Source organism: Chthoniobacter sp. (assembly GCF_040003245.1).
Classification (GTDB): domain Bacteria; phylum Verrucomicrobiota; class Verrucomicrobiia; order Chthoniobacterales; family Chthoniobacteraceae; genus Chthoniobacter.
In genome coordinates this window covers 1-25,383 of sequence record NZ_JBDUCX010000079.1, presented here as the reverse complement: position 1 = coordinate 25,383, position 25,383 = coordinate 1, and the positions used below count along the sequence as shown (strand labels likewise).

Here is a 25,383-nt window from a genome sequence, read left to right as displayed (position 1 = left end):
GCGCGGCTGCGGTCAGCGCACGCAAACGACGGTAACAAGCCTGCGAAATCATAGCTCGGAAAACGGCGGGATTCTAATCCCCGGCCGCGCACTACTGGCAAGCAATCTCCCGCGAGCCACGGACCTGCCGGGAGCGCCCGGCGACCGTCCGGATTCGGCAATTCAACGCAGGTCGTTCTCCGTATTGGCGAGCTTCGGGGCCACGATGTATTTGGCGCAATTAATGCCGGTGTTGTTGCGGAAATCGATCGTGGATTCGGGCAGGGAATCAATGCTGTAGCCAATGGTGGCTTTCTGCAGCGCGCCGTCCCGGCATTCGACGCGATTGCCGCTGATGATGTTGTGGCCATTGACGCGCGCGACAGAAATGCCGTGGCCGCAGTCGGTGACAATGTTGCCTTCGATGGTGATGTCCTGGATGGAGCCGGGAAACGGCGTGTCGCGAGGATGATTGGGCGGCGGATCGTAGTGCACCGCGATGCCGAACGCCGCATCGTGGTTGCCCGCCCGGGTGATGATGTTGTCCTGCACCACGACGTTCGAGACGGTATAGAGCGATGTGCGGAGATTAATGCCGATCCAGCTGGTATCGGCGATGCGGTTGTGGCGGATGATGACATTCTCCGCATTGAATATGGTGATGGCATCGGTATGCCACGCGGGCAGGTCGTGGATCCAATTGTCCGCGATAAGGACGTCGTGTGAGGTGTAAGTGGGATCGTCGCCGACCACGCTGATGCCTTGGAATTCGACGTTCGCAACCTCGTTGTGCGTCACCCGGAGATGGTCCTTCTTTTTAATCGCGATGCCCATGCGCATGGGCCGCTTGGGGTCGCCGAGGACACGATTGTCGTGGACGTCGCCGTCGGAACCCGTGCCGGCGAGATAGAAACCGTGTTCGCCGGTGCAAAGCACGGTGACGTGATGGATGGAAAAGCCGGTCGATTCCGAGTTTGTGCCCACGCCGCAGAGGAATCCAGTGGCGACCGTGAGGTCGTGGAAGCTGAAGTGGTCGATCTTTCCCGCGGAACCAATGACGGCCGGACCGTGCGGCCCCCAGACCGCGTAATCGTAGTTCTGCCCGTTGTCGCCGAGCCAGAGGTGATCGACCTCGACGTTTTCGATCGCGACACCGGGCTTGCCGACATAGAGCACCGGAACACCGGCCTGCTCGGTGCGCAGGACGCCCTCTTTCATCTTGGCGTGAAAGATGACGGTGGAATTGAAAATGGCGCTCTCGTTGCCCATGCCCTGCAGATGAATGTTCGACGCCGCCACGTTCATTCCCGGTCCGCCTTGATAGACGACGCGATACATTCCCGCGGGGAAAAACACCGTCCCGCCCGTGGTCTTGAGCGAATCGATGGCGCGCTGGATGGCGTGCGAATCGTCCGTGCCCCAAGTGACTCCGGCCCCCGTGGAATCGCACTGCGCGGCATCCGCCAGGGTGATGGTATGCGCATCGGTCACGGCGGCGATGTGGCTGCCCAAAGGCGCACCGGGGACCTCTCCGAGCTCGGGAAATTTTTGCACCGACGCCCCGAGCACGTAAATCGACTTACCGACATCCTCCGCCGCAAAGTGCGCGCTCGCTGAGGTCAGGACGGATGAGCCTTTGCGGATCGCGCCGTCGGTCACGCGCTGGCAATCGCCTTTCGCGCCGAAGTCTTTGACATTGATCGTGGGCCGCGGCGGGAGAGGGTCGGCGGCTTGAGAACCGGCTCCGAACAGCCCGTAAGCGAAGACCTGCACGACGAGAAATAGATGGGGCGCTTTCATGACGGCATTATTTGGCCGACACCCCGGTAAGCGGATGATGGCTCACGGTCTCCCACGCGATCTCTTGCAACAGACGGTTCAACTTTTCCTTGTCCTCCTGGCTGATTTCCTGCCCGGCGGCCGGTGTGCTCGGCGCCGGGGTGGCGGCCGGACCCTTGGACCTCACCTTTTGTTTGCCGTCCAATCCAACCGTCTTCATCGCGGCGAGGACCTTCGGCATGGGCAGGCCCACCGGGCTGCGATGATAGATGGCCGCGAAAAAGCAATAGGCGTCCAGCGCCTGCAAGGGGGCGTCCGGATGCCCCCAGGAATCGCGAAACAAATCCCATTGCATCTTCAAGCCAGGGGCCTGGCCAGCGGCAAGTTTCTCGCGCAACTTATCGGCCGCTTCCCCCACGGGCACGACGAAGACCGACTCCTTCCCGAGCGTCTTGTTCAACTTGCCCACATATTCCTCCACATCATGGCAGTATTTGTCATTCGCCTCCTTCAGCTTGGCCATGTCCGTGGCGTTGTGGTCGGTTCCTTTTCGGACCTGCAGAGGATAGACCGGCTCGTATTCGTCGTTTGGCAGCCAGAATTCCTGGACGAAGATGCGGATGTCCGGGTTGTGCTCCACGCCCAGCTTGGCGAAATTGTCGATGCCTTCGTCCGGCAACCAGATCGGCGACAGAGTGAGCACGTCGACCTTGCCGGCGGTGCGCGCGGCCTTCGACCCGAACTTGTCGTCCGGTATTTCCCAGTGCTGGATTACGCGCGAACCGCCGATGCTGGAAAGGCCCACGGACTGATGGTCGGCGATGCCGGCGGATTTCGCGACTTCATCGAGCAACTTGTAAACGAAAACGTGGAAGCTGTGCCCGCAAGTGAAGACACGCTGACCCTTCGTAATCGGCGGAGTCGCGGCGTCGCTTTTCTCCCCCGCGGATCGAGCAGGCGATGGGAACAAAAGCAGGCCGGGCGCAAGGCCAAGCAAGAGGGCGATCAACGCCGGGAGGGAACGAGAGAATCGTTTCATCATGTGGTCGGGAGGAGACGGGAATCTGATGTTAGGGTGGAGAGCTTGAATCAGTGATCCTTAGAGAAATTCCATTCCTTGACCACCGTGCCATCGCGGTCCTTGAGCCGGAGATATTCCACCTGGAATTCACCGGGGCCGGCGCCGGGATCGAACCGCAGCATCTCGACGGGCGTTTCGACCGGGAGCTGGATGGCAAAGTCGTGCCACTCATTGTCGTGCTGGGGCGTGAAGGTGGCGGTGCGGTCGCGAAAAAAAGGCTCCTTCGGATTGGCGGCCCAGAAGATGCGCCCGTTGCCTTTGCCGTTCGATTTCAGGCGAAACTCGACCGTGTAAGGTCCGCGGGCGTGCGGCAGATCGCGGGTGGAGAGCGAAGGCGGGCTGCCCGTCGAGGTGATCGCCAGGGCGCCGTCGCGCACGGTGACCGCGGTCTCCTTGCTCACCGCCCAATCGGGCACGAGTGCATTATAGGCGGGGTTCCGGCCGGGAATGAGCGCGTGCGTTGCCGCGAGGTGCGCGTCGATGAGCGCGTTGAGTTCCTTCACTTTCTCAGGAAACTGCGCGGCAAGATTTTTCGTTTCACCGAGGTCGTCCCGCAGGTTGTAGAGCTCGAAGCGGTCGGATTGATCGTCGGCGTCGTGGAAATAGCGAATGAGTTTCCAGTCGCCACGGCGTCCCCATACACCGGGCATCGTGTGCACCACATGCCCGGGCGGCGAGTAGTGCGGGTAGTAGCAAAAGAGCGTGTCGCGCGGCGCGCCGGCGCCGAGCAGCGCAGGCACCTGGCTCACGCCGTCGAATTTCAGATCCGCCTTCGGCGCCACGCCGGTGATCTCGAGAAGCGTGGGATAGAAATCGACGCTGGAGAGCATGGCATCGTTCTGCGCGGCGGGCTTCGTTTTGCCCGGCCACACCACCACACACGGTTCCCGCGTGCCGCCCTCGTAGAGCGTCCCCTTCCCCGCGCGGAGCGGCGCGTTGGTCGTGGGCGGCGCATCCATTCCCGCCTGTTCTTTCATCTGCGGCTCAAACCAATTCACCCCGCCATTATCGGAGAAGAAGACGATGATCGTGTGGTCGCTGAGCTTCAATTCATCGAGCGTGTCGAGCAACCGGCCCACGGCTTCGTCGAGGCTTTGCACCATCGCGCCGTAGACCGGATTGCGTTGCGCGGAATGCGGATCGGCTTTGCGGTGGTATTTCTCGATCAGTTCCGGCTTCGCGCCCCACGGCGAGTGCACGGAGAAGGCCCAGTAGTTGAGGTAAAACGGCTCGTCCTTGTGCGCATGGATGAACTTGATCGCCTCCTGCGACATCCGGTCTTCCACCTGCTCACCTGGCTTGGCGGGCAGGTTGAATTTCGGCGATTTCCAAGGCGCAATGTAGCTCGAAGGTCCCGGCCCCGACCAGTGCGGCACGTCCACGTCGAATCCCTGATGGAGCGGATCAAATGGCTCTGGCCCGAGGTGCCACTTGCCAAAATGGCCAGTGGCGTAACCCGCGCCCTTTAAGGCTTCGGCGAGCGTAAAATATTCCAGTTTCAACCGCGTCGCGCTCACGGCTTGCAGCGATTTCTGGCTGGGCCCCCCGCGGGCGATGAGCGAAGCCTCCAGTTTTTCCTCGGGGACGTGCCCCGAGGGCGCGGTGATGCCAAGCCGCCCCGGATACAGGCCCGTCATGATGCTGGAGCGCGTCGGCGAGCAGACGGGATTCGCGGCGTAAGCGTTGGTAAACTTCATCCCACGCGACGCCAGACGCTCGATATTCGGCGTCTCGAAAAACTTCGTGGTGCCGTAGAGCGTCGTGTCGCTCCACCCGAGATCGTCCGCCAGAATGAACACGATATTGGGTTTCGGCGTCGGCGGGGCAGCGAAGGACCGAACGCCAAGCAACAGGAGCAAAAGAAGAATTCGATTCATGGGGAAGTCAGATATTTCAGGAAAAAGTCGACCGTGCGCTGGTTGATCTCGGGAATCGTCGGCGTGATTCCTTCGCCGCTGAAGCCGTGGCCGGCGCCCTTGCTGACCACGCACTCGACCGGCACGCCTTTCGCCTGCGCCGCATCCCGCATCGCTGTGGAGTTGAGCGGTGCGATGGTTTTGTCGGCGTCGCCGTGCGCGAGGAAGATGGCCGGGCTGTCGGGACGCAGCAGCTCAATCGGGCTCAGTCTTTTGGCGAGTTCGCGCCTGGTTTCCAGCGGACCGCCGAGAATCGAGACCAGTCGTTCCGGGTGCTCGAAGTTGCTCCCTTTCGTCAGCGCGGGATCGACGAAGGAGACCGGCCCATAGTAAGCCGCCACGCAGCGGATTTTGCCCGGCGGTCCGTCGAGCGCAGGATCGCATGGGTAGTCGCGATCCGCGCCGAGCGCGGTCGTGAGCGTCAGGTTGCCGCCGGCGGATTCGCCAAAGGTGCCGATACGCTCGGGATCGAGGTTGTATTCCGCCGCATGTTTTACCAGGAAGCGCACCGCGTCTTTGCAGTCGGCGACGCTCTCGTTCACGGTCGCCGCGCCGCCATTGGCAAGGCGATACTCGATGGACGCAAAGGTCACGCCTCGTTGAGTCAGGCCACGGGCGACACCGAGCGCGTCGCGCCGCAATACGTGAAACTTATCGCCACCGCCGAAGCCGCCACCGTGAATGAAGACCACCAGGGGCGACTTCTCGAATTTCTTCTCCGTGGGCAGGAGCAGCATCAGGTCGAGCTTTGTCTCACCCACTTGCTTGAAGACGATCCCCTTCACGACTTTTAAGTCCGCCGGCAGACGGGCATACGGATCGCCGCCCTTGCCGGTTGCTTCTTCAGCCCCGGCTGCAATCCCGGCGAACGCGAAAATGGACAGCAGGGCGATCCTCATGGCGTGAGTTGGGACTGCTGCGGCTTGGGCGGGCCGCCCTTGAAATCCGGATTGGGCCGCGGCAACGCCGCGCCGACGGAATCGCGCCAGGCGTGCAATTGATCGCGCAGCGCGGCGGCCTTGTCGGGCATCTCCTTCGCCAGGTCGTGCTTCTCCGAGAGGTCGTCGCGCAGATTGTAGAGTTCAACGTGATTGTCCTCGAAAAACTCCAGCAACTTCCAGTCGCGAGCGCGGACCGCGCTCACCGGCGTGGTGGTGTGGTAATAGTGCGGGTAGTGGAAGAAGAGCGCGTCGCGGTTCAGTTTCGCGGTCGGCTCTTTCAGCACGGGCGTAAGGTCGACGCCATCAATGGCGTCGGTCGCGGGTCGCAGGCTGGAGGCACTGAGCAACGTCGGCAGCATGTCGGTGAGAATCACTGGTTCGTCACAAGTCGCCCCCGCGGGCGTCACGCCCGGCCAGCGGATCATGAGCGGGACACGAATGCCACCTTCGTAGAGCGCACCTTTGCCCGAGCGCAGCGGTGCATTGTTGGTCACCGGGATATTCTTTCCACTCACTTTATCCATGCCGACGTAGCCGCCATTGTCGCTGGCAAATATGACCACGGTGTTCTTGTCGAGTCCGCGCTCTTTGAGGTGCTCAAGAACGCGCCCCACATTGTCGTCGAGTTCCTTGTTCATCGCGGCATAAATAGTGTGGCGATGATTCATGCCGTCGCGGAGCTTCGCGTCGAAATGCTGGATGTCATCGGGCTTGGCCTCGATCGGCGTGTGTACCGCATGGTGGGCCAGGTAGACGAAGAATGGCTGATCGCCCGCGTGATCGATGACCTTGATCGCCTCGTCGGTCAGCCGGTCGGTGAGATATTCCCCGGGATGACCGTACTCCAGGTGCGGGATGTAGCGGAACTCCGTGCCATGTGTGCCGCTGCCGCTATACGGCCACCAAAAAGTCTGCGGTGCACCCCAGTTCGTGCCGCCGATATTGATGTCGAAGCCGTGCGCCTCCGGATAGTGCTCCCAATCGCCGAGATGCCATTTGCCGATGAGGGCGGTGAGATACCCCGCGGATTTCAGATAAGTCGCGATCGTCTTCTCGCTGTTCGGCAGATTCCAGATCGACTCCCCCTCGCGCAGTTTGCGGTTCTTGGCGCCGCCTTCCTGCGCACCCTCGGCCCAGATGGTAAAATGCAGGCGCGCCGCGTGCTTGCCAGTCATCAAGGTCGCGCGCGTGGGCGAGCAGACGGACATGGCGTAAGCGTTCGTGAAGCGCACCGCGCCGGCGGCGAAGCGGTCGATGTTCGGCGTTTCGTGCAGGTCCGCACCGTAGCAGCCGAGATCCGACCAACCCATGTCATCAGCGAGGATGAAGAGGACGTTGGGCTTCGTTGGCGAGGCTGCGGGTGCGGCCACGACTGCGACGAAACTGAGGCCAAGGAGCAGCAGGATTTGTTTCATGGCGTGGGCATCGGGGGAACTTTCAGGAGAACCTCGTGCGGACCCAGGCCGAGTGTGGCCCGCAGTTTTTTCTCGGGAGCTTCATTGCGTTGCAAGTCCGCGGCGACCGCAGCGGGGTCCTCCGGGATGGCGCCCTGGTCGTGCGTGTCGGCCATCCAGGCGTCGCACTGTTTGCGCAGCCGCTCGAGGTTGACGCGCTGCGCCGGGTCGTCCGCGAGGTTGTGCAATTCAAAAGGGTCGGCCTGCAAATCGTAGAGTTCCTCGGGGGGTCGGGACGGCGCCATGAATTTTGCCTGGTCCGCGTTCAGCCTGCCCTCCGCGAAAAGCTGGCGCATCCGATTGTAAGCGGGATTAGTCACCTCGGCGTAAGCCATGCGCTGGAGATACGGGCGCTGTGGCTCGAAGTTGTGCAGGTACTTGAACCGCGCGTCGCGCACTGTGCGCACGCGGTCCGGCGTGTCGTCGATGCGGTCCCGTGCGCCGTAGATGTATTCGCGCTTCCGCGCGCCGGGGCCGAAGAACGGCGCCCCGTCGAGACCTGGTGCATTCACGCCCGCCATCGCGAGCGTCTGGGCATGAATATCAAGGAAGGAAACGAGGTCGTCGCTCGTACTGCCCGGCTTGAGCAGCGAGGGCCAGCGGACGATGAGCGGCGCTTCGAACCCTTGCTCATAGGCGAAGTATTTGCCGCGAAAATCCTCCCGGCCATGGTCGGCGAGGAAGAAGACGACCGTGTTATCCCGCAGGCCTTCGCGGTCGAGCAGTTCCAGGAGGGCGCCAACCTTCTGATCCAGGACTGCGACCTCGTCCAGATAGGCGGCCCAGTCGGCGCGGATGAGCGGATCGTCCGCGAGATAGGGCGGCAGCGTCACTTTCGCCGGATCGGTGGGGTTCTTGGTCGCCCGGTAATAAACCCGGTGGGTTTCGTGCAGATCGACCTGCGCGTAGAAGGGTTGATGCGCCTTGAGGTCACCCCAGTCCGCGCTATCGAAGGCCTTGCCGTCGTCGTAGAAATTCCAGTCCGTCTTGCCGGCGCCATTGAAGCCGAGCTCCGCCGGCAATTTGCGGACGTTCGCCGTAAAGTAGCCCGCCTCGCGCAACCGCTCCGTAATGAGCCGCACCTCGGGTGGACGCACAAATTCGGCGGTGCGGTGGCTGCGATGATTCTGCGCGCCGATGCGCGTTTGATACAGGCCCGTGATGAGAGCCGAGCGCGAAGGCGAGCAGACCGGCGCAGTGGCGAAGGCATGTTGATACCGGCACGATTCAGCGGCAAATCGGTCGATATTCGGGGTGCGCGCGGCCGCGGTGCCATAGCAGCCGAAATCCTTGCAGGCGTCCTCGGCGATGATCCACAGCACATTGGGCTTCGCGGGCGGTTCCGCCGCTGTCGCGACCGCCACAAGCGTAGAAAGCGCAATGAACACCCACCCGTAGCGGTAATGAAATGAAGTCATGGTTTCTACTTGTTTTCGTTTGGCTTTTCCTTCTCCGCGGCTTCACGCACGCGCTGGACTTTCGACTTGCTGCCCGCGGCGAGATTGACCTGCGTGGAGCGCAGCCACGTCAGCGCGCGTTCGCGCATTTGTTGAAGCGTCTCGCGATGGTCGGCGGAAGCGGCGAGGTTGTTTTGCTCCAGCGGATCGGCGTCGAGGTCGAAGAGGTATTCCTTGTCGTGGTCCGCCCACCATTTGTAGCGCGGGTCCCGCAGCATGATGCCCAGTGGTGAGGTGAGGCCGATCTCGCTCACCGCGACATCGCGCACGCTGGTCGCCTGACCGGTGGCCACGGGCAGCAAGGAGCGGGCGAAGCGGCCGGGAGAGACCGTACCGCCGATCGCCTCGACGATAGTAGGATAGACATCGAATAATTGCGCCAGCGCCGGCGTGCGTCCGGCCTGCACATGGCCCGGCCAGCGGATGACCAGTGGCACGCGTGCGGATTCCTCCCAAAACCGGCCTTTCGACAACGTGCCATGCGCACCCATCATTTCGCCGTGGTCCGAGGTGAAAACGAAGAGCGTACGATTCCATGTGCCACGCGCTTTCATGGCATCGATCAGGCGGCCGATGCAGTCGTCGGCCAGCGCCATCTTGCCGAGATAGTCGGCGAGCATGCGGCGCAAATCGGCCTGCGTGACCTTGCGCCGGTCGTAGTTGAATTCCGCGGGCACATTCGCGGGCAGGGCGAGATTTTCCGGATTGAACATAGTGGCAAACTTCCCCGGGGCATCGAGCGGCGGATGCGGCGAATGCAGGCTGACGACGAGACAGAGCGGTTTCTCGCGCGGTTGTTGCCGGATGTATTCCGTGGCCATGCCAGTAACGAAGACATCGTGATAATCCTCCGGCGCAACGACACTCGCCCGCGGCTCATATTCGGATTCGCGCAACCGGCGCAATTGATCGCGAGCCACCGTGGCAAGCAGTCCGCGTTTCTGGAGAAACTCACAATATGGGTCGTGTCCGCCTTCGGCATCCGGCGGCCCAGAGACGGACAGGACGGTGTCGAGCCCCATCGCGCGATGATAGTCCTCCATGGTGGCGAATTCCTGATGCCAATCCGCCCCGGTGAACCAATGCAGCTTGCCGATTTGTGCGGTCGTGAGGCCGGCCTGCCGGATATCGCGAAACATCGGCGCCATCGCGGACGGCAGATGATATTGGTTCGCATTGCCCCACAGCCCGTGGTTGTGCGGGTACCACCCGGTGACCAGCGATACGCGCGCCGGCATACAGACCGGTGAGTTCGTGTAGCAGCGATCGAAGATCAGGCCCTCCTGCGCCACGCCGTCGAGATTCGGCGTGCGCACCTGCGCATTGTCCCAACTGACGTAATGCGGGTTCCACTGGTCGCAAATCACCACGAGCACGTCGGGCTTTTCCGCAGGAGCCGCGACGACGTGCGTCGTCAGGAGCACCGCGCCGGCAAGCAGGGCGAAGGACCATTCACGAACTGGGGGGAGCAGTTTCATATTGTAGAAGTGTGGGTTCCGGGATTACGGGGCCGCGACCTCGCTGTCCGCCATGCCACTCTTGTAAGCGACCGCTTTCAATTGAATGTCCGGCTGGACGCTGATCGCCCCGCAATACACATAGCCCCGCGTCCGCGTGGGCGTGGTGCCATCAAGCGTATAGCGGAACCAGGCGCCGGGCGTCGGAGATTTCAGGGTGATGATCTTGCCATCGTTCGTGAACTCCGGTTTGCCACACGGTGCGGTGCCTTCCTGATAGAATCCGCAGTCGGGGTAGTTTTGGATTACGTCCCAGGCGAGACGTTGGGCGGCGAGTGCTTGCGCGGGCGTCAGCGTAGTTTCCATCGGCAGCACTTTTCCTTCCGGCGCTTCGCGGTAGAAAACGGGGAACCATGTCATGTCCACGAGAAAGGCGCCATTCGGCCCTGGATGGACCTGGTCGTTGAAGAGCAGCGAATAAAAGGAGCCGGGCCGGGCATCGGGAAATTGCCCGTGATCGATCCTGTTCTTGATCCAGCCCATGGCTAGCGCCGCCGGGATGATGTGCACGGGCCTGCCCTCCGGATAGGCGGTCGCAAGGCGGTGCTGCAATTCCTCCACATAGAGCAGCATCGCGCTCATCGATTCCTCCCACGTCAGTGCGGGAAAGGTCTTCGCCATCTGATAACTGGGCACCATCCCCTTGTCGCTGGGCCGCTGGCGCGCCAGCTCGACCCATTCGCAGTAGAGATAGGGTTGCACATCGGGAGATTTTCCGCGGAAGAGCTTGAGGAAATGCACTTCGGCCGCGATCTCCTTATCGAGATCGAAATCGCGCGGCTGCATCGTGAGCGCGTCGATCTTGCCGACCTTGCTCCAAAAGACCGGCCAGGGCACGGAACCCTTTTTGATCGCGGCCTCTTCCTTGGCGCTGGCCTGGCGGTCGGAAGCAAACTCTCCCGAAGCGAGCGCAAATAGTTCCCGGGTCAGCGCCCCACCGCGCAGGAAGGCGACTGACTTATGATCGTAGCCCGCCGTGCGCGCGAATCGCCAAAAATTGCTCGTGGTGCCGGTAAGGCTGTTGCCGACATGGGCCGTGGTCAGGCCCGGCTTGCTGCTGCCGGGAAATAGATACGTCAGGGTGGTGGGAAGGCTCGGCGGGAAATCGGGGGCGATGCCCACGGCGCTGATGGTCGTGGTCTTCTCAATGTGAATCGGGCCTTGGTAAATTTCGCCATGATCGGCCGTGGGGAGAGAGCCATCCAGGGTGTAGCGAATTTCCGTGCCGCTGACGGCCACCAGCCTGACTTCGATCGGCCACCTCGGCTCGTCATTGTTCGGGTTGAAGATAATACGGCGTGACGCAGCGGTATCTCCGAGATCGTAGCCGGCGGTCCGGCTATCCTGCGCGTCGGCCAGGAAGTAGTTCACCGGGCTGCCTTTGCCCTCACCGGCCAGAAGCCGGTCTCCGTCATAAAACTCCACCTTGTGGATCGTCCCCTGCCCGGTCCGCGGCAGCGAGCAGCGCAGATAACGATAGACTTTGCTGTTATCGAATTTGAGTTCTTCCCAGTCCTTGGTGGTCGGCGGCTCTTTGATTTCCGCCAGCGTCACGAAACCCTCGGTCCGCGAAACGTTGGATCCCTCGATCTTTCCACCGACCATGTCTTTGCCACCTCCCGCCGTCGGCTGAAAGCGCACGCGATTGCAAATCGGCGCCGGGGTCTCCGCGCGAATTTCCGTCGTGCCGGCAGCGAGGAAACTAGCCGCGGCCAGAGTCAGGAATGCGAGGTGGTTGCTCAGTTTCATAGTAAGGCGACGGGGCGGTTCTTTCATTTCACTCTCTTTCCGGCGATCCAGATTTTTCGCGGCGGATTGCGGACGGCCGACGTGGCCAGGGCGAGACGCGGATCCTGGTCGAGCAGGATGAGGTCGGCCTCGTATCCGACCTCGATGCGGCCCAGCGATTTTCCGCGGCCAATGACGTCCGCGGGCTGGGCGGTGTAGCCAGCGAGCGCCGAGCCCGCATCCAGCCGCTGCTCTGGAGTGAACGGGGTTCCATCCCCCAGCGTGCGATGAACGAGGCAATGCAGCCCGGCGATGGGATCGGGGCCGATCCGGCCCGAGCTGGGAAAATCCGAGCTATAGATCAACGTGGCACCCGAGTCTTGCAGGCTCTTCCACAGGAAAAGATTCTTCATGCGTTCCGCACCGAGGGAGTTTTCCGCCGCCGCGAGTTCCTTCCTGCTGGGAAAAAACATGAACGCCGGTTGCGTGGACGCAACCACGCCCAGTTTGCCAAATCGCGGCACGTCGTCCGGCGCGATGACGGAAGCATGTTCCACTCGGTTGCGTGGCACGGTGCCGAGAACCGTTTGCGAATTCTCGAAAGCATCCAGCGCCATGCGCACCGCGCGGTCGCCAATGGCGTGGAGCGCGACCGGAAAGCCCGCCCGGTTCGCCCGCAACACCAGTTCGTTGAGCCGCTGCTGCCCCATCTTCGGCAAGCCGCGCTCGCCCGGCTTGTTGGCGTAGGGCTCGAACATCGCGGCGGTCTGACTCGACAGCACGCCATCCACGAAGCCCTTGAACGCCACCACCTGCACCCGGCCATCCGGGCGCAGCGCATGCGCGAACTTCACCGTGGCCTCAAACTCCACGGGCGACGCCGCGAGATTGCCCCAGAGGAAGGAGCGCTGGATGAGCAACCCTTCGCGCTCCAGGTCCGCATACACATTGGCCTCGCGGATGGTGAACGGAACGGCATTGCCTTGGGCCGACGTGACTCCGCAAGCCAGGGCGATCTCCTGCCCTTTCAAAATCCAAGTACGGACCTCCTCGATCGTGGGCACAGGCAGGTGCGCGTAGATTTGATAAGTCCCCGCTTCGAGCAGCACACCGGTGGGCTCGCCATCGGCGTCGCGCACGATGCGACCGCCCTGCGGATCCGGGGTGTCGCGCGTGATCCCGGCCAGCTTCAAGGCCGCGGTATTGACCCACAATTCATGGCCGCTCGTGTCCCGCAGAGCAATCGGGCGCTGCGACTCCACCGCGTCCAGATCGCGGCGATGCGGCGGGTGAGCCGCGTCAAACGCCCCGGCCCACCAGGTGCCGCCCATGATCCACTCCTTCGTGGGATTGGCTTTCGCATAGTCCCGCAACGCCGACTGGATGGAGGGGATGTCCTGACGATCGAGTTTCACCTCGAAGAAGGCCTTCCCGCCGCTTTCCAGATGGACGTGGGAATCGTGAAAGCCCGGCAGCAAAAACTTCCCCTCCGCATCGACCTTCACGCACGACGGCGGACAAGCCGCCAGCAAATCGTCGGACTTCCCCATCGCCACGATGCGCGAGCCCTGGAAGGCCACCGCATCGGGTGCTCCGTCGCGCGACGGCACGATCGTGGCATGGAAGATCAAGGCATCGGCGGCCAGCGCCTCGACCGCGTGCACACTCTCCGCGGCAGCCGCCATGATTCCGCAAAGGCACAAGGCCGCGAGTTTCGCAGGGACGGTCATGGGCGCGCGGATTCCAGCATCGGTTCAAGAGGTGGCGAACGATCAACCCCACGAAGCGCCGACTGATTGGTAAAATCTCCGCGAGCCCTTCACGCGAATGCGTAAAGCCCGGCAGGCCCAAAATAGCCGCCGCCGCTCACGGTGCCGGCGACGGGATGTTGAACCGCGGAGGCGCGGAGACGCGGAGGAGGAGGAATCAGAGACCCAAATCTCCGCGCCTCCGCGCCTCTGCGGTTAATCCAATTCCTGGCCGCCGGGTCTTAGCCCAGCAACTCGCGGACGAGTTCGCGCTCTTCCTTGAGTTCGTTGACGGTGGCGGTGATCCGCTCGCGGCTGAAGTCGCCGATGGGAACCCACTTGGCGACTTCCCACGAGCTATCTTGATTGGTGCGGACCGGGAAGGAGGAGATGATCCCGGGATCGACCTCGTACTGGCCTTCCGAATGGACGGCGACGCTGTACCAATCGCCCTCGAGCGTGGGCGTCGTGAGGGAGCGGACGGTATCGACCACTGCGTTGGCGGCCGAGGCGGCGGAGGAAAGGCCGCGCGCCTTGATGATGGCCGCGCCGCGCTGCTGGACGCTGCTGATGAATTCGCCCTGGAGCCAGTGGATGTCGGTGACCACCTCAGTGGCGTGGCGGCCATCGATCCGGGCGTTGTAGAAATCGGGAAACATCGTCGCCGAATGATTGCCCCAGATGGCGAGATTGCTGACGCTGGTGACATCGACGCCGGCCTTGAGCGCGAGTTGCATCTTCGCGCGGTTTTCATCGAGGCGCGTCATGGCAAACCAGCGATTGGCCGGAATGCCTTTGGCGTTGTTCATGGCGATGAGGCAATTGGTATTGCACGGATTGCCGACCACGAGGATACGCACATCCGCGGCAGCGTTCTTCTCGATCGCCTTGCCCTGGCCGATGAAGATCTTGCCGTTGATGCCCAGGAGATCCTTGCGTTCCATGCCGGCCTTGCGCGGCACCGAGCCGACGAGCAACGCCCAATTCACGCCGGCGAATCCTTCGTCAAAATTCGCCGTGGGCACGATGCCCTTGAGCAGCGGGAAGGCGCAGTCCTGCAATTCCATAACCACGCCGCCGAGGGCGGGCAACGCCGGCTCGATCTCGATGAGATGCAGGATCACGGGCTGATCCGGGCCGAACATCTGGCCGGAGGCGATACGGAAGAGCAGCGAGTAGCCGATTTGGCCGGCCGCTCCGGTGACGGCGACGCGAATGGGAGTTTTCATATACGGGGAATTCGGGTTGGGGCGGGCAGTGGATGGGAAAAGAGGGCGAGAGATTCAGCGAATCGCGGGCAATCCGGCAATGCTTTTCCTAGACTCGCCCGGTCGTACGTAGAATTTCCCGCACGCGCTTCATTTTCGATTTCAGCGCGGAGTCCTTGCGCCAGAGCACCATCGGGTAGAGCAAGCGCTGGCTCCAGTTCGATTCGCTGACCGCCCCGGGCACGTTGAAACGCTGTGCCGTGGCGAAGAGATCGGTGATCATGTAGATCGCCATCCAGGAATTCGAGGCGAAGAGTCCACGCATTAGAGCCTCGTAGACTTTGTCCGAATAGGGCGTGATCCGCGGCACCTCGAGACCGACCCAGGCGCCCAGACGCCGCACATCCAGCCACGCGCGATCGCGCGCCGCGTGCGTCTCCAGGCCGCCGTGTTCGGCCGCTTCGATCTTCGCCATCCAGTTTTCCCATGTCACGCGGATCGGTTCGAAATCGTGTGTCGCGTAAGTCGTCACCGAGAGCCGCTGGTAATCGCTCCCCGGCGTCATCTGGCCAGCGGTTTCCTCCCAGTAGGGAATCTTGAAGCCCGCGATGCCCAGCTCCGTGAGACAGGGGCGCACGTAATCGGGCACCACGCCGAGGTCTTCGCCGATGAGCCGGAATTCCCCGCACTCCTCGAGCAGCACCTCCAGCACCTCGCGGCCCTGCGCGCAATTGGCCGCCTTGTGCGCCGCCGTGTCATCCTCGTAGGGGCAGAAATGCGGCAGTTCGCCGCCGGTCTTCTCCCGGGCCTCGTCCTCGGTGAGCGGGAGAAACTGCGCGTTGCTCTGCGGCCGCCACGGAAAGCCGTAGACGCGGAAGAAGCCGAGGATGTGATCGATGCGGAAGAGATGAAAACAGGCGCGCACTTTGCGCACCCGCTGCCGCCACCAATCGAAGCCCTGCTCGCGATGCACCTCCCAGCGGTAGAGCGGAATGCCCCAGTTCTGACCCCATTTGTAGGTGAATGGGTCGGTCTCAAAGACGCGCTCCGGCGGGCAGCCGCCGCACCAGATGTGATCGAAGAGCTCGGGCCGGGTCCACACATCCGCGCTGTAGTAGCTGACCCCGAAAGGAATGTCGCCCATGAGCGAGACATCGTTGCTCGTGGCGTAATCGTGGATGCCGCGCCACTGGTCCCACGCGATCCACTGCACATAGGAAACCAGCCGCAGCCGCTGCTCGATTTCGTGGCGTTTCGCCGGCTTCTGCACCGCCAGCCAGGCCTGCGCCTGCGCGAAGCTCCGTTGTTCCGTCGGCCACATGTCCCAGCGCTCCGTGCCGCCATTTTCCTCGATGAGCACGCGAAAGAACGCGTAGCCGTTGAGCCACGCTGCCTCGCTCTTCAAGAACACGCGAAAGGCCCGCGCCCGCCGGTCGTTTTTCTTCCAGGAATGGCTCAGAAAATTCTCGAACGCGCGATTGAGCAATTTCCACTTGAGCGCCTTGATCGCGGGATAAAGCACCGGCCCCTCGCACAAAGCGCCGGGGTCCGCCGCGGCCTTGATCTCGGCGATCTCCTCCGCGCTCAAGTCCGGCAGCGCCTCGGGGGTAATCTCGATGGTGGTCGGCTCGAGGGCCACTGACGAAATGGCGTTGTAGGGCGAATTGTCGTTGCCCGTTTCGTTCACCGGCAGCAGTTGCACCACCCGGAACCCTTGCTCCGCCGACCAGTCGATGAATTCCCGCAGCGCCCCGACGTCGCCGACCCCGAGGTCATTCTGTCCGCGCAAGGCAAAGAGCGGCGCGAGTACGCCGGCGAGTTTTTGATCGGGTGACAATTCCATGAAGATGCGCGCGACTTTCAAACAGTCATCGCCCCCATCATCAAGCACGGACGCCGCTGGCGCGTGGATTTTTCCAGACGCCGCCCGCCAGTGCCCTTCCCGGGTCTAATCCTCCGTCGCCACCATTCCCACCCGCACCGCATAGCGCGTGAGCGTCGCTACATCATGCATGCCAAGCTTTTGCATCACCTGGGCGCGATGGTGCTCCACCGTCTTCGGCGCAATCGAAAACCGGCTGGCCATTTCCTTGTTGCTCATGCCCTCGGCGATCATTTGCAGGACAGCCCGCTCGCGGTCGGTCAGGCGTGCCGAGGTGGTGCTGGTGTGCCGCTCGTCATCCATGAGCTTCGTCGCAAAGGGCGTAAAATAGCTGCACCCTCCCACGACCGCGCGCAACGCTTCGCAAAAAGTCGGCAGCGCATCCGTCTTATGCACAAATCCGTGGGGCCGCGCCTGCAAGGCTTCCACGATCAGGTTCCGGTTGAGCGTCCCCGAATAAACCATGAAGCGCGTCTCGCGCAGTTCCGCCCGCAGGGTCCGCAGCACCTCGACCCCGTTTAGCTCCGGCAAAATCAAATCCAGCACCACGAGTTGCGGCTTCAATTTTCGACACACCTTCAGCGCCTCAAAACCCGTCCCCGCCTCCCCCACCATCTCGTACGGCCCCTCCCTCTCCAGCACGACGCCGAGCATCTGCCGAATCGAAACATGATCATCAACGACTACCACACGGGTTTTCATAGGCCATCATCCTCCAGTCATTACACGGGTACGGGTTGCAATACTTCGTTGCTCTCAGCCAGCCTCGGGAAGAGTACACACCACCCGCGGTCGACATTCGCAGTGCGGTGGTTGTGGCGGAAATCTTCCCGCCACACAAGCCCTAATTGGGGGGAACTACGCATTCTTTTCGGGGGGAATTTCCGGCCAAATCGCGGGAGAGACCCTATAGGCGGCGCGGCGGCAGACATCCACGGTGGGATCACATTCACGGCCAGTCTATTCCGGGGGGTTGGTATCCGAGAGGTTCGCCATCCCGACCCACACCGGGGTAATTGGGATTTTTTCGCTCATCTTCAATGCCACTCGCATTTCACCCCACGATCACCACGCGCGCCCTTGCAGAGTTTCAGCGACTTCTTCAATATCCGCGGCGATCTCGGCGGCAACAGCGCGGATCACGGCCTGGCGAAAGGCTCCATCCCCCTCCTCATTCGCGAACAATCACCGCGCTCGCCGCCCTGCCGCTTCGCTAAACACCGCTCCACGCAATTTACTAATCCGCTTCATCCGAAACACCCACTATGAACAACCGCCGATCCGCTGCCTTTAAACTTATCCTTCCCGCCTGCCTCGCCCTCGGCCTCGGCGCTTGCACGACGGAGAGCCAGCAAAAGGTCAATGCCTTCCTGAACAGCCCTGCCGGGCTAGCCCTGACAAACACTCTGAAAAAAGCGGCTGAAGCCGCCGCTCTCGAGGCCGCGCATGAAGTGGCCTCGGGCAATAAAACGAACGGCAACCTGATCGTCGCGGCGGCCCTCGACGGCAGCAGTGCCGGCTTGCGCGCAACCCAGGACACTGCAGGCGTCACCGACCCCCAGACCGTCAAAGCTGCCGTCGTCGTCGGCAGTGATTCGCAACCCGTCGCCAACAAGGTCGCGCCCGCCGTGGCCAGCGCCATCACCACCGCGACCGCCACCGACAAGAACGTCGCCCCCAACACCGTGAACGAAGCTGCCGCCCAAGTCCTTGAGGCGCTGGCCGCCAAAAAACGCGCCGAGTCAGCCGCCAGCCATTAGTCGAACTGTTCACTAGCCGACCACCTACCCTTTTAGAAATATGACAGCTCTCTCTTCGGTCATTCGTGCACAGTTGCTTTGGCCATTGGCGTTTCTGTTTTTCGCCGGTTGCAGCACCATCGCCACGTTTGATCCGGTCGCCTACGACAAGGCCACCGGCGCCAAGGCCGAAGCCCTGGCCCTGGTCGACCACGCGACCGAGTCTTATGCGACTCGGGCAAAAGACGCGGAGGCCGTGCTGCTCACCGTCAACAAAGCCTGCGAATACGACCGCGGCCGTTCCCTCAACAACATCACCGTCAAGCAATGGGAGATTCTGCTCGATCCCAATGGGCACCTCTTCGGCGGATTTGTGGAGCGCTGGAAAGCCAAGGGCTCCCTGCGGTCCGCCTACATCGCGGAGAAGAGGCCCGATATCGCCGAGGCCTTCGATCAAATCATCGGACTCGAAATCGGCAAGCGCCGGACCGGCTCCAACTAACACTCCACCATGCCTTCCTTCGACACCAATACCGCCATTCAAACCACCCTCGACCAAAGCAAGGAACTCGCCAAAACGCTGTTCAAGCAATTCGCCGATCAAGCCACCCAGGACACCAAGGACTTTCTCAATCGATCCAAGGACGGCGTCGAACGCGCCGGCCTCCTTTTCGCTCAACGAAAAATCGAGAAGGACGACTTTGAGGACCTGCTTCTCGGCAAGAAGGATCTCGCCGCGATGCACGCGCTGAAACAGACCGGCCTCGCCAGCGCCGCCATCGACACCTTCACCAACGGCGTCCTGCAAATCCTCATCAACGCCGCCCTCGCCGCGGTAAAACTCTAGTCCTCCACCCGGCCATTATGCCCGACTACAAATCCGATCCGCTCTTTCTGCATCCCATCCTCCACGCTGCATTGCCCGGTATTCTTAGCGCGGTAAAAGCAAATCTGCCGTCCGGCTGGAAGACGGGCACCGGTTCGCAAGGTATCCACCGCACACCAGCCGAGCAGTTCGTCCTGTTCCAAAAAGGGCGGGCGTTCAAAAACGGAAGCTGGGTCGTGGTGAACAAGAAAGAGAAAGTAACCGACCTTGACGGACACATTAAGAAGTCGCGCCACAACAACTTGCCGGCCACCGCCGTCGATATCATCCTGATCAAACCGAACGGCCAGGAACTGGACGCCGGCCCACAGGAGCAGCAAATTGGCAAGGGAGCCGCCAAGTATGGATTGAACTGGGGAGGCAACTGGAGCGGATGGCAGGATCTGCCGCACATCGAGATTCCGCCGGCGCGGTTGTTTAAGAAATCGCTCGATCTGGATGAAGCGCTCCAGTGGCAAAAGTACTTATTTCACGGTGGAGCCTTGACCAAGCCTGAAGACCTGGACGGGTTATTCGGTCAAAATTCGAAAGCAGCCATGCAAAAGCTGATCGGGACGACCGAGCGAACTCCCGGCGCCTGGGCTCAACTGTACGGCCAATATGGTCCCCTCGAGAAACTCACCACGTTTGATGCCTTTTCGTGGATTCCTCCCGTCTCATAACCGATCACTCTCAACCCACCAACCAACTCAGCTAACACCACTATATGTCCGCACCCAAACTGGCCGAAGTCCGTCAAGAATACCAGAGCCTCTTCAACTCCTGCATCATCACCAAACCGGCAGCCGTTCAGGAAGTTGTCGATCCGATTTTGGCGAACCAAAAGCGGTATGAAAAGGTGGCGAAAAGCAGTGGCGTCCCCTGGTTCGTCATCGCCGTGATTCATAACATGGAATGCAGTCTCAATTTCAATGAGCACCTCCACAACGGCGACTCGCTGAAGAAAAAGACGGTTAATGTTCCCGCAGGACGCCCCCCTGGATGGGACGGCACCGGCACTTGGGAAGAAAGCGCTCTGGACGCTTTGTCGTTCGATAACCTGACCGCGTGGGTCGACTGGAGCATTGCCGGCTGTCTCTACAAACTCGAAGGCTACAATGGATGGGGATACCGCGGCCACGGGATCCATTCTCCGTATCTTTGGAGTTTCAGCAATCACTACACGAGCGGCAAATATGTCAGCGATGGAGTTTGGTCCAGTTCCGCTGTTTCCGGCCAATGCGGTTGCGCCGCGGTCCTGCGCCGGCTGGTCGAGATGGGAAAAATCTCCTTCAGCGATCAACCGCTGGCCAAGCCGGACATGCCGCCACCGGTCCGCTACTCCAAGACGAAACCGACCGACCCCGAGCAGTTCGCCGCCGCGGAGGCTCTGCAGACCTGGCTGAGCGGTTTTTCCGGCGTCTTCGTGGCCGTGGATGGCGTTGCCGGTCAGCGCACCTCCGACGCATTCAAACTGGTTACCGGTCACTACTTGGACGGTGACCCGCGTGCCTGAGCTTCCAAGGAAATCGAAGCCCGCAGCTCCGCCCGCCCGTCGGCCGGCGGGCGGAGTGTGAGTCAACCTCGGTCACCGGCCCCGACCGTCCCACATCAATCCCACTATGCCTCCCATTCTCGACGTCGCCATCGGTCTGCTGTTCATTTACCTGCTCTTCAGCCTCATAGTCACCGCAGCGAGAGAGCTTTGCGCCGCTTTTGCCACGAGCACTAATGACAAGCGAGCGCTGCTCCTCAAGGAAGGCATCGGCGAGCTGTTCTGCGACATGAACGAGAAGAATGGCTTCTCCGAGAAATTCTTCGCTCATCCGCTCATCTCGGCGCTATCGCCGAGCGGCAAAGGAGCGATGCCCAACTACATCCCGCGCGATACGTTTGTCTCGACCGTCCTCGACCTAATTGCCGAACCAAAACTCGCCGGTCCCCGGACCGCCGAGCAAGTCCTCGCGGGCATCTTCGGCTCCGTAAAGCCGGTCTTTATCGAACGCGCCACAGCGGCGCTACGGGCCTTGCGCGCGCGTTACGCAGGCAACAATGCCGTCACGCAGGCCATCACCGATTGCCTTGGCATGGTGGATATAGCTGCAAGCGCTCCAGCCCAGAGGCAGACATTCTCGACCGCACTCGATATTATCAAAGATAAGGTCGCTACCGATTGCTCTACGGCGAAGGGTGATCGGGATGGCAAGAAGACAGCGCTCGACCAATCTCCAAACGATGTCCTAAAGAAACAGGCGCTGGCAGATGCAGAGGCAAAGTTTGGCGAACTCGAAGGCCATCGCCTCGCGTTGCAAACCACCGCTACTTTACTAACCAAAGTCGACGAGGCCGTGGCGGCCGCCGCCAGCGCCGTGGACGACAAACTCCGCCGGACTCTCGCCGCTCTCTTCGAGGACGCCGGCCGCAATCCTGAAGAGTTCGAAAAGCAACTCGGCGCATGGTTCGACCGTTCGATGGACAGGGTCACCGGCTGGTACAAGAAATACACGCAGGCATTCACTCTCGTGCTTGGGCTCGTGCTCGCCATCTCGTGCAATGTCGATTCACTGCGCATCGTCGATGTGCTCTCGACCGATCCCAAGCTGCGGGAGGCAATCGTCCAGAGCGCAAGCGACTATGTAAACAGAACATCGGTCGGCACCGGCAAAGAGCTCAGCGACGCCACCGCTCGCCTGGAAGCGGCCACGCAAGTCGCGGAAAGTGAACCCGACGGCGCCCAAAAGATCGAGGCCCAAAAAACTGTCGCGAAAATGAAAGCGGAGGTGGATAAAAAGAAGAGCGAGTGGGATACCGAGGTCGCCAACGCGATCAAGTCCGTCGAGGCCGCCGAGAAATTGGCCGACCAGGCACGCAAGGACGCAAAAGAAGCGAAAGACACTTCGGATGCCGTCGCCAAAGATTCCACCAAGGACAAGGCAGTGAAGGAGATTGCCAAAACGGCAGCCGAAAAAGCCGAGGCAAAGGCCCAAAAGGCCGCGGAGGCTGTCAATGCGAAAAAGGACGAACTGACATCGCTGAAATCATGGGGTGGCTCCAGCGCCACGGACAGGCTGGCGAACACGGTCCGCCAGATGAATGGATTTGGCCTGCCCATTGGCTGGCACAAAGGCGACTGGGACAAAGCGTTCGCCGACTTTCCTTCCGGCCTGCGAACTATCCTGGGTTGGGTGCTAACCGCTCTCGCCGCCTCGCTCGGCGCTCCGTTCTGGTTCGATACTCTCAACAAGATCGTCACCATCCGCGCCGGGGGTCGCGCGCCGGAGGAAAAGAATCCCGGGGAAAATGGCGACAACCAGAAGAAAAAAGACTCGAAAGACAAATCATGAAGAAGCCGGGGAACCGTCGTATCTCCTCTGGGGCTCGTAGTCCCAAGCGCCGTTACCAGCTCGCCCCACCCACCTGCCACTCTTCCAGTAGCTCCTTCGGTACCTCTCCCAGAAAACGGGAGGGGCGCTGGAGCATTTCGCCGTAGCCGGCGTTGAGGCGCAGGTTGGGATAGGTGAGATACAGTTCGTCCTTCGCGCGGGTCACGGCGACGTAGAAAAGGCGGCGCTCTTCCTCGATGGCGTCCTCGCTCTCGAGGCTGCGGCTGCTCGGGAACATGCCGTCGGCCATCCAGATGACGAAGACGACCTTCCACTCCAGGCCCTTGGCCTGGTGGACGCTGGAGAGCGTCAGCATCTCGTTGTCATCGCTGGTCGCAGTGGCTTCTTTGTCGAGGCTTGTCAGGAGTGCGAGTTGATCGAGGAAGTCCCCGGCGCTCTCGTACTGTTTGGCGAAATTGGCGAGCGTGTTCAGGTCTTCGCGCCGCTGGTCGTAATTCGGAAACTTGGCTTTGAGGTAGTCGTCATAGACCGCCTCGATCACACTGCGGATCATTTCCGCGGGGGGGTGCGGCTTCCCGCCGGGAGCGATCTCGTCGAGCGTGTGGGCGAGTTGTTGCCAGGCCTTCGCCGCTTTCGCCGGGACTTTGAGAGGCGAGAGTAGCTTGAAGAAGTTTAGTTCGCCGCCCCGCGACATCGCGTCGCTCGTATTGCTCCACATTTGCTCCGCGGTGCGCGCGCCGATCCCCGGCAGCAGCCGAGCCATGCGCTTGAAAGCCACCTCGTCGCGCGGGTTCACGACGTATTTCAGAAACGCCGCAACATCCTTGATGTGCGCCTGCTCGAAGAAGCGCAGCCCGCTGGTGATGCTGAACGGGATGCCGTGCCGCGTGAGTTCCATCTGCACTTCCATCGAGTGGTAGTGCGCGCGGTAGAGCACCGCGATCTCGTCCAGTTCGATCCCCTCTTCGCGCAGGTCGAGAATGCGTTGCGCGACGAAGAGCGCCTGCTGGTTCGAGTCGCTGAGCGGCACGAGCGCCGGTTTGATTGCCGCCGCCGGCCGTGAGGCGACGAGTTCCTTTTTGAATTGGTGCACGTTGCCCGCGATGGCCGCATTGGCCACGTCGAGGATGTCTGGCGCGCTGCGGTAATTCGTCTCGATCTTGTAGACGCTCGCCCCGGGATAGCGCTGCGGAAAATCGAGGATATTCTTAAAATTCGCGCCGCGCCACGAGTAGATCGATTGCGCGTCGTCCCCCACCACCATCACGTTGCGCTGGAGCTTGGCGAGGATGTCGATGAAATCGGCCTGGATGCGGTTCGTGTCCTGGTACTCATCCACGAGCACGAACTGAAACTGCCGCTGGTAGCGTTCGGCGATCGCCGGGTTGCCTTGCAGCATGAGCAGCGTCTTCTCGAGCAGATCGTCGAAATCGACCGAATTGGCGGCGCGCTTCTTCGCCTCGTACTTCTTCTGCGCCTCGGCGATCTTCTCGCTGAACTCGAGGAAGTGCGGGTATTTTTCCACGAGCACCTGGTCGATCGAGCGCCCGGTATTGATCGCGAAACTGAAGACATCGGCCAGCACTTCGCCCTTGGGAAAGCGCTTGTCCTTCGGGTCGATGCCCGCGCTCGCGATCACGGAATCGAGCATGTCCTGCTGGTCCTCGCGGTCCATGATCGAGAAGCCCGCCGCAAACCCCGCCTCCTCCGGATGACGGCGCATGAGACGGTTGCCCACGGAGTGAAACGTACCGCCCCACAGGCCGGTGATATCGTTGGGCAAAAGATTGGCCACGCGGTCGAGCATCTCGCGCGCGGCTTTGTTGGTGAAGGTGAGCAGCAGGATGCTCTGCGGGAGCACGCCATTCTCCAGCAGGTAGGCCACGCGATAGGTGAGCGTGCGCGTCTTGCCGCTGCCGGCGCCGGCGATGACGAGCGCCGGTCCGGGCGGTGCGGTTACCGCCGCGAGTTGCTGCGGATTGAGCTCCGCAGCGAAATCGATGCGCGGACCACCCGGCGAAACGGGCCGGGAAAGCGTGTATTGGCGGGCCATGTGGGGCGCATCATTCGCCGTCCGCGCGCATACTGCCAAGCGCTTTTCAGAATTCCGCGCCGGTCGAATGTCAGCGACGGCTACTTTACCGGCGCCGCGTCGAGCTTCCGCAGCTTGATCTCCTTGAACGCGGCTTCCGTGCGAAAAGTCGCCAGTCCCACCGGCGCGGAGAGCTCGATTTCGCCCGGGCGCATGTCGATCTTCTTCCCATCCGTCTCCAGGTTCACGATCTTCTCGTCATCGAGCCACGCCTCGATCTTGTCCGCCGTGACGCGCGCCCGCACTTTGTACCACTTGCCCTTGTCGAACTTGATGAACTTCGTCGTCTCGTTTTCCGAGGCGTCGTCGCCATTGATGCTCGACAGCCCGACCAGCGCCCCGCCCCAGCCGCCGAGGATGATGGTGAAGGACGTCTTGCCGAAAGGCAGCGTGAGGCCGCAAAAGAAATCCGAGCCATCGAGCCGCCGCGCCTCCAGCGCGATCTCGTAATTCATCTTCGGGAAATCGATCGTGGGATTCATCCCCGTGATGTCGCTGCCCACGCCGAGCACCATGGTGCCATTGTCGATCGTGATCGTCCCCTGCCCGCTGAAGTTCGGCGCCTTCCATCCCGTGAGCGTCTTGCCATCGAAGAGCGACTGCCAGGCCGGTTCCGGTTCCGCCGCCATGACACCGGCCTGTAGCGCGAGCAG

General features: G+C 61.7%; 20 protein-coding genes. 6 read left to right on the top strand and 14 right to left on the bottom strand.

Going from position 1 to position 25,383, the window contains the following annotated elements; all coding sequences use genetic code 11:
• Nucleotides 1-162: 162 nt before the first annotated feature.
• The 12 genes from ABJF10_RS12970 to ABJF10_RS12915 all read right to left on the bottom strand — a co-directional run bounded on the left by ABJF10_RS12970 (nt 163) and on the right by ABJF10_RS12915 (nt 17,392).
• The gene (locus ABJF10_RS12970) at nt 163-1,779 is read right to left on the bottom strand and encodes a right-handed parallel beta-helix repeat-containing protein (RefSeq protein WP_348545002.1); all 1,617 of its coding nucleotides are present in this window, start codon (nt 1,777-1,779) and stop codon (nt 163-165) included.
• Nucleotides 1,780-1,786: 7 nt separating this feature from the next.
• On the bottom strand, nt 1,787-2,797 hold the full coding sequence (locus tag ABJF10_RS12965) for a hypothetical protein (RefSeq protein ID WP_348545001.1): 1,011 nt from the start codon (nt 2,795-2,797) through the stop codon (nt 1,787-1,789).
• A 50-nt stretch (nt 2,798-2,847) separates the two neighbouring features.
• Nucleotides 2,848-4,716 carry a sulfatase-like hydrolase/transferase gene (locus tag ABJF10_RS12960; RefSeq protein ID WP_348545000.1) on the bottom strand — a complete coding sequence of 623 codons (1,869 nt, stop codon included), beginning with the start codon at nt 4,714-4,716 and terminating at the stop codon, nt 2,848-2,850.
• On the bottom strand, nt 4,713-5,654 hold the full coding sequence (locus ABJF10_RS12955) for an alpha/beta hydrolase (protein ID WP_348544999.1): 942 nt from the start codon (nt 5,652-5,654) through the stop codon (nt 4,713-4,715). The genes ABJF10_RS12960 and ABJF10_RS12955 overlap by 4 nt, the downstream gene beginning before the upstream one ends.
• The gene (locus ABJF10_RS12950; protein WP_348544998.1) at nt 5,651-7,111 is read right to left on the bottom strand and encodes a sulfatase; all 1,461 of its coding nucleotides are present in this window, start codon (nt 7,109-7,111) and stop codon (nt 5,651-5,653) included. The genes ABJF10_RS12955 and ABJF10_RS12950 overlap by 4 nt, the downstream gene beginning before the upstream one ends.
• A complete protein-coding gene (locus ABJF10_RS12945; RefSeq protein ID WP_348544997.1) occupies nt 7,108-8,568 on the bottom strand; it encodes a sulfatase in 1,461 nt (486 codons plus the stop codon). The genes ABJF10_RS12950 and ABJF10_RS12945 overlap by 4 nt, the downstream gene beginning before the upstream one ends.
• Before the next feature lie 5 nt (nt 8,569-8,573).
• On the bottom strand, nt 8,574-10,085 hold the full coding sequence (locus ABJF10_RS12940) for a sulfatase-like hydrolase/transferase (RefSeq protein WP_348544996.1): 1,512 nt from the start codon (nt 10,083-10,085) through the stop codon (nt 8,574-8,576).
• A gap of 24 nt (nt 10,086-10,109) precedes the next feature.
• Nucleotides 10,110-11,873: a chitobiase/beta-hexosaminidase C-terminal domain-containing protein gene (locus ABJF10_RS12935; RefSeq protein ID WP_348544995.1), complete on the bottom strand. Its 1,764-nt coding sequence runs from the start codon at nt 11,871-11,873 to the stop codon at nt 10,110-10,112.
• A 23-nt stretch (nt 11,874-11,896) separates the two neighbouring features.
• Nucleotides 11,897-13,582: an amidohydrolase gene (locus tag ABJF10_RS12930; RefSeq protein WP_348544994.1), complete on the bottom strand. Its 1,686-nt coding sequence runs from the start codon at nt 13,580-13,582 to the stop codon at nt 11,897-11,899.
• Nucleotides 13,583-13,842: 260 nt separating this feature from the next.
• Entirely contained in the window at nt 13,843-14,829 is a 987-nt protein-coding gene (locus ABJF10_RS12925; protein ID WP_348544993.1) for a malate dehydrogenase, read from the bottom strand.
• Between the two features lie 88 nt (nt 14,830-14,917).
• A complete protein-coding gene (locus tag ABJF10_RS12920) occupies nt 14,918-16,651 on the bottom strand; it encodes a 4-alpha-glucanotransferase (protein WP_348544992.1) in 1,734 nt (577 codons plus the stop codon).
• Between the two features lie 105 nt (nt 16,652-16,756).
• Nucleotides 16,757-17,392, bottom strand: a complete 636-nt coding sequence (locus tag ABJF10_RS12915; protein ID WP_348544991.1) for a response regulator transcription factor — start codon at nt 17,390-17,392, stop codon at nt 16,757-16,759.
• A 563-nt stretch (nt 17,393-17,955) separates the two neighbouring features.
• Here ABJF10_RS12915 and ABJF10_RS12910 point away from each other — a divergent pair.
• The 6 genes from ABJF10_RS12910 (at nt 17,956) to ABJF10_RS12885 (ending at nt 22,638) form a co-directional block, all read left to right on the top strand.
• Entirely contained in the window at nt 17,956-18,450 is a 495-nt protein-coding gene (locus ABJF10_RS12910) for a hypothetical protein (protein ID WP_348544990.1), read from the top strand.
• A gap of 40 nt (nt 18,451-18,490) precedes the next feature.
• Complete coding sequence (locus tag ABJF10_RS12905; protein ID WP_348544989.1) at nt 18,491-18,931, top strand: hypothetical protein; 441 nt, start codon at nt 18,491-18,493, stop codon at nt 18,929-18,931.
• Nucleotides 18,932-18,940: 9 nt separating this feature from the next.
• Nucleotides 18,941-19,276, top strand: coding sequence for a hypothetical protein (locus ABJF10_RS12900; protein ID WP_348544988.1), 336 nt, complete (start codon nt 18,941-18,943; stop codon nt 19,274-19,276).
• 17 nt (nt 19,277-19,293) lie between these two features.
• Nucleotides 19,294-19,977, top strand: coding sequence for a M15 family metallopeptidase (locus tag ABJF10_RS12895; protein WP_348544987.1), 684 nt, complete (start codon nt 19,294-19,296; stop codon nt 19,975-19,977).
• 44 nt (nt 19,978-20,021) lie between these two features.
• Nucleotides 20,022-20,810: a hypothetical protein gene (locus ABJF10_RS12890; protein ID WP_348544986.1), complete on the top strand. Its 789-nt coding sequence runs from the start codon at nt 20,022-20,024 to the stop codon at nt 20,808-20,810.
• 106 nt (nt 20,811-20,916) lie between these two features.
• Nucleotides 20,917-22,638 (top strand): hypothetical protein, encoded by a 1,722-nt coding sequence (locus ABJF10_RS12885; protein ID WP_348544985.1) that lies wholly within the window; start codon nt 20,917-20,919, stop codon nt 22,636-22,638.
• Nucleotides 22,639-22,690: 52 nt separating this feature from the next.
• On the opposite strand, the gene ABJF10_RS12880 is transcribed toward ABJF10_RS12885, so the two are convergent.
• Nucleotides 22,691-24,691 (bottom strand): ATP-dependent helicase, encoded by a 2,001-nt coding sequence (locus ABJF10_RS12880; protein WP_348544984.1) that lies wholly within the window; start codon nt 24,689-24,691, stop codon nt 22,691-22,693.
• An 80-nt stretch (nt 24,692-24,771) separates the two neighbouring features.
• Nucleotides 24,772-25,383, bottom strand: a 612-nt coding sequence (locus ABJF10_RS12875) for a DUF1080 domain-containing protein (protein ID WP_348544983.1), incomplete at its 5' end; no start/stop codon positions are given.

Excerpts from the sequence above, each read along its gene's own strand:
- ABJF10_RS12970 (WP_348545002.1), bottom strand. The coding sequence starts at position 1,779 with ATGAAAGCGCCCCATCTATTTCTCGTCGTGCAGGTCTTCGCTTACGGG.
- ABJF10_RS12965 (WP_348545001.1), bottom strand. The coding sequence starts at position 2,797 with ATGAAACGATTCTCTCGTTCCCTCCCGGCGTTGATCGCCCTCTTGCTT.
- ABJF10_RS12960 (WP_348545000.1), bottom strand. The coding sequence starts at position 4,716 with ATGAATCGAATTCTTCTTTTGCTCCTGTTGCTTGGCGTTCGGTCCTTC.
- ABJF10_RS12955 (WP_348544999.1), bottom strand. The coding sequence starts at position 5,654 with ATGAGGATCGCCCTGCTGTCCATTTTCGCGTTCGCCGGGATTGCAGCC.
- ABJF10_RS12950 (WP_348544998.1), bottom strand. The coding sequence starts at position 7,111 with ATGAAACAAATCCTGCTGCTCCTTGGCCTCAGTTTCGTCGCAGTCGTG.
- ABJF10_RS12945 (WP_348544997.1), bottom strand. The coding sequence starts at position 8,568 with ATGACTTCATTTCATTACCGCTACGGGTGGGTGTTCATTGCGCTTTCT.
- ABJF10_RS12940 (WP_348544996.1), bottom strand. The coding sequence starts at position 10,085 with ATGAAACTGCTCCCCCCAGTTCGTGAATGGTCCTTCGCCCTGCTTGCC.
- ABJF10_RS12935 (WP_348544995.1), bottom strand. The coding sequence starts at position 11,873 with ATGAAACTGAGCAACCACCTCGCATTCCTGACTCTGGCCGCGGCTAGT.
- ABJF10_RS12930 (WP_348544994.1), bottom strand. The coding sequence starts at position 13,582 with ATGACCGTCCCTGCGAAACTCGCGGCCTTGTGCCTTTGCGGAATCATG.
- ABJF10_RS12925 (WP_348544993.1), bottom strand. The coding sequence starts at position 14,829 with ATGAAAACTCCCATTCGCGTCGCCGTCACCGGAGCGGCCGGCCAAATC.
- ABJF10_RS12920 (WP_348544992.1), bottom strand. The coding sequence starts at position 16,651 with ATGGAATTGTCACCCGATCAAAAACTCGCCGGCGTACTCGCGCCGCTC.
- ABJF10_RS12915 (WP_348544991.1), bottom strand. The coding sequence starts at position 17,392 with ATGAAAACCCGTGTGGTAGTCGTTGATGATCATGTTTCGATTCGGCAG.
- ABJF10_RS12910 (WP_348544990.1), top strand. The coding sequence starts at position 17,956 with ATGAACAACCGCCGATCCGCTGCCTTTAAACTTATCCTTCCCGCCTGC.
- ABJF10_RS12905 (WP_348544989.1), top strand. The coding sequence starts at position 18,491 with ATGACAGCTCTCTCTTCGGTCATTCGTGCACAGTTGCTTTGGCCATTG.
- ABJF10_RS12900 (WP_348544988.1), top strand. The coding sequence starts at position 18,941 with ATGCCTTCCTTCGACACCAATACCGCCATTCAAACCACCCTCGACCAA.
- ABJF10_RS12895 (WP_348544987.1), top strand. The coding sequence starts at position 19,294 with ATGCCCGACTACAAATCCGATCCGCTCTTTCTGCATCCCATCCTCCAC.
- ABJF10_RS12890 (WP_348544986.1), top strand. The coding sequence starts at position 20,022 with ATGTCCGCACCCAAACTGGCCGAAGTCCGTCAAGAATACCAGAGCCTC.
- ABJF10_RS12885 (WP_348544985.1), top strand. The coding sequence starts at position 20,917 with ATGCCTCCCATTCTCGACGTCGCCATCGGTCTGCTGTTCATTTACCTG.
- ABJF10_RS12880 (WP_348544984.1), bottom strand. The coding sequence starts at position 24,691 with ATGGCCCGCCAATACACGCTTTCCCGGCCCGTTTCGCCGGGTGGTCCG.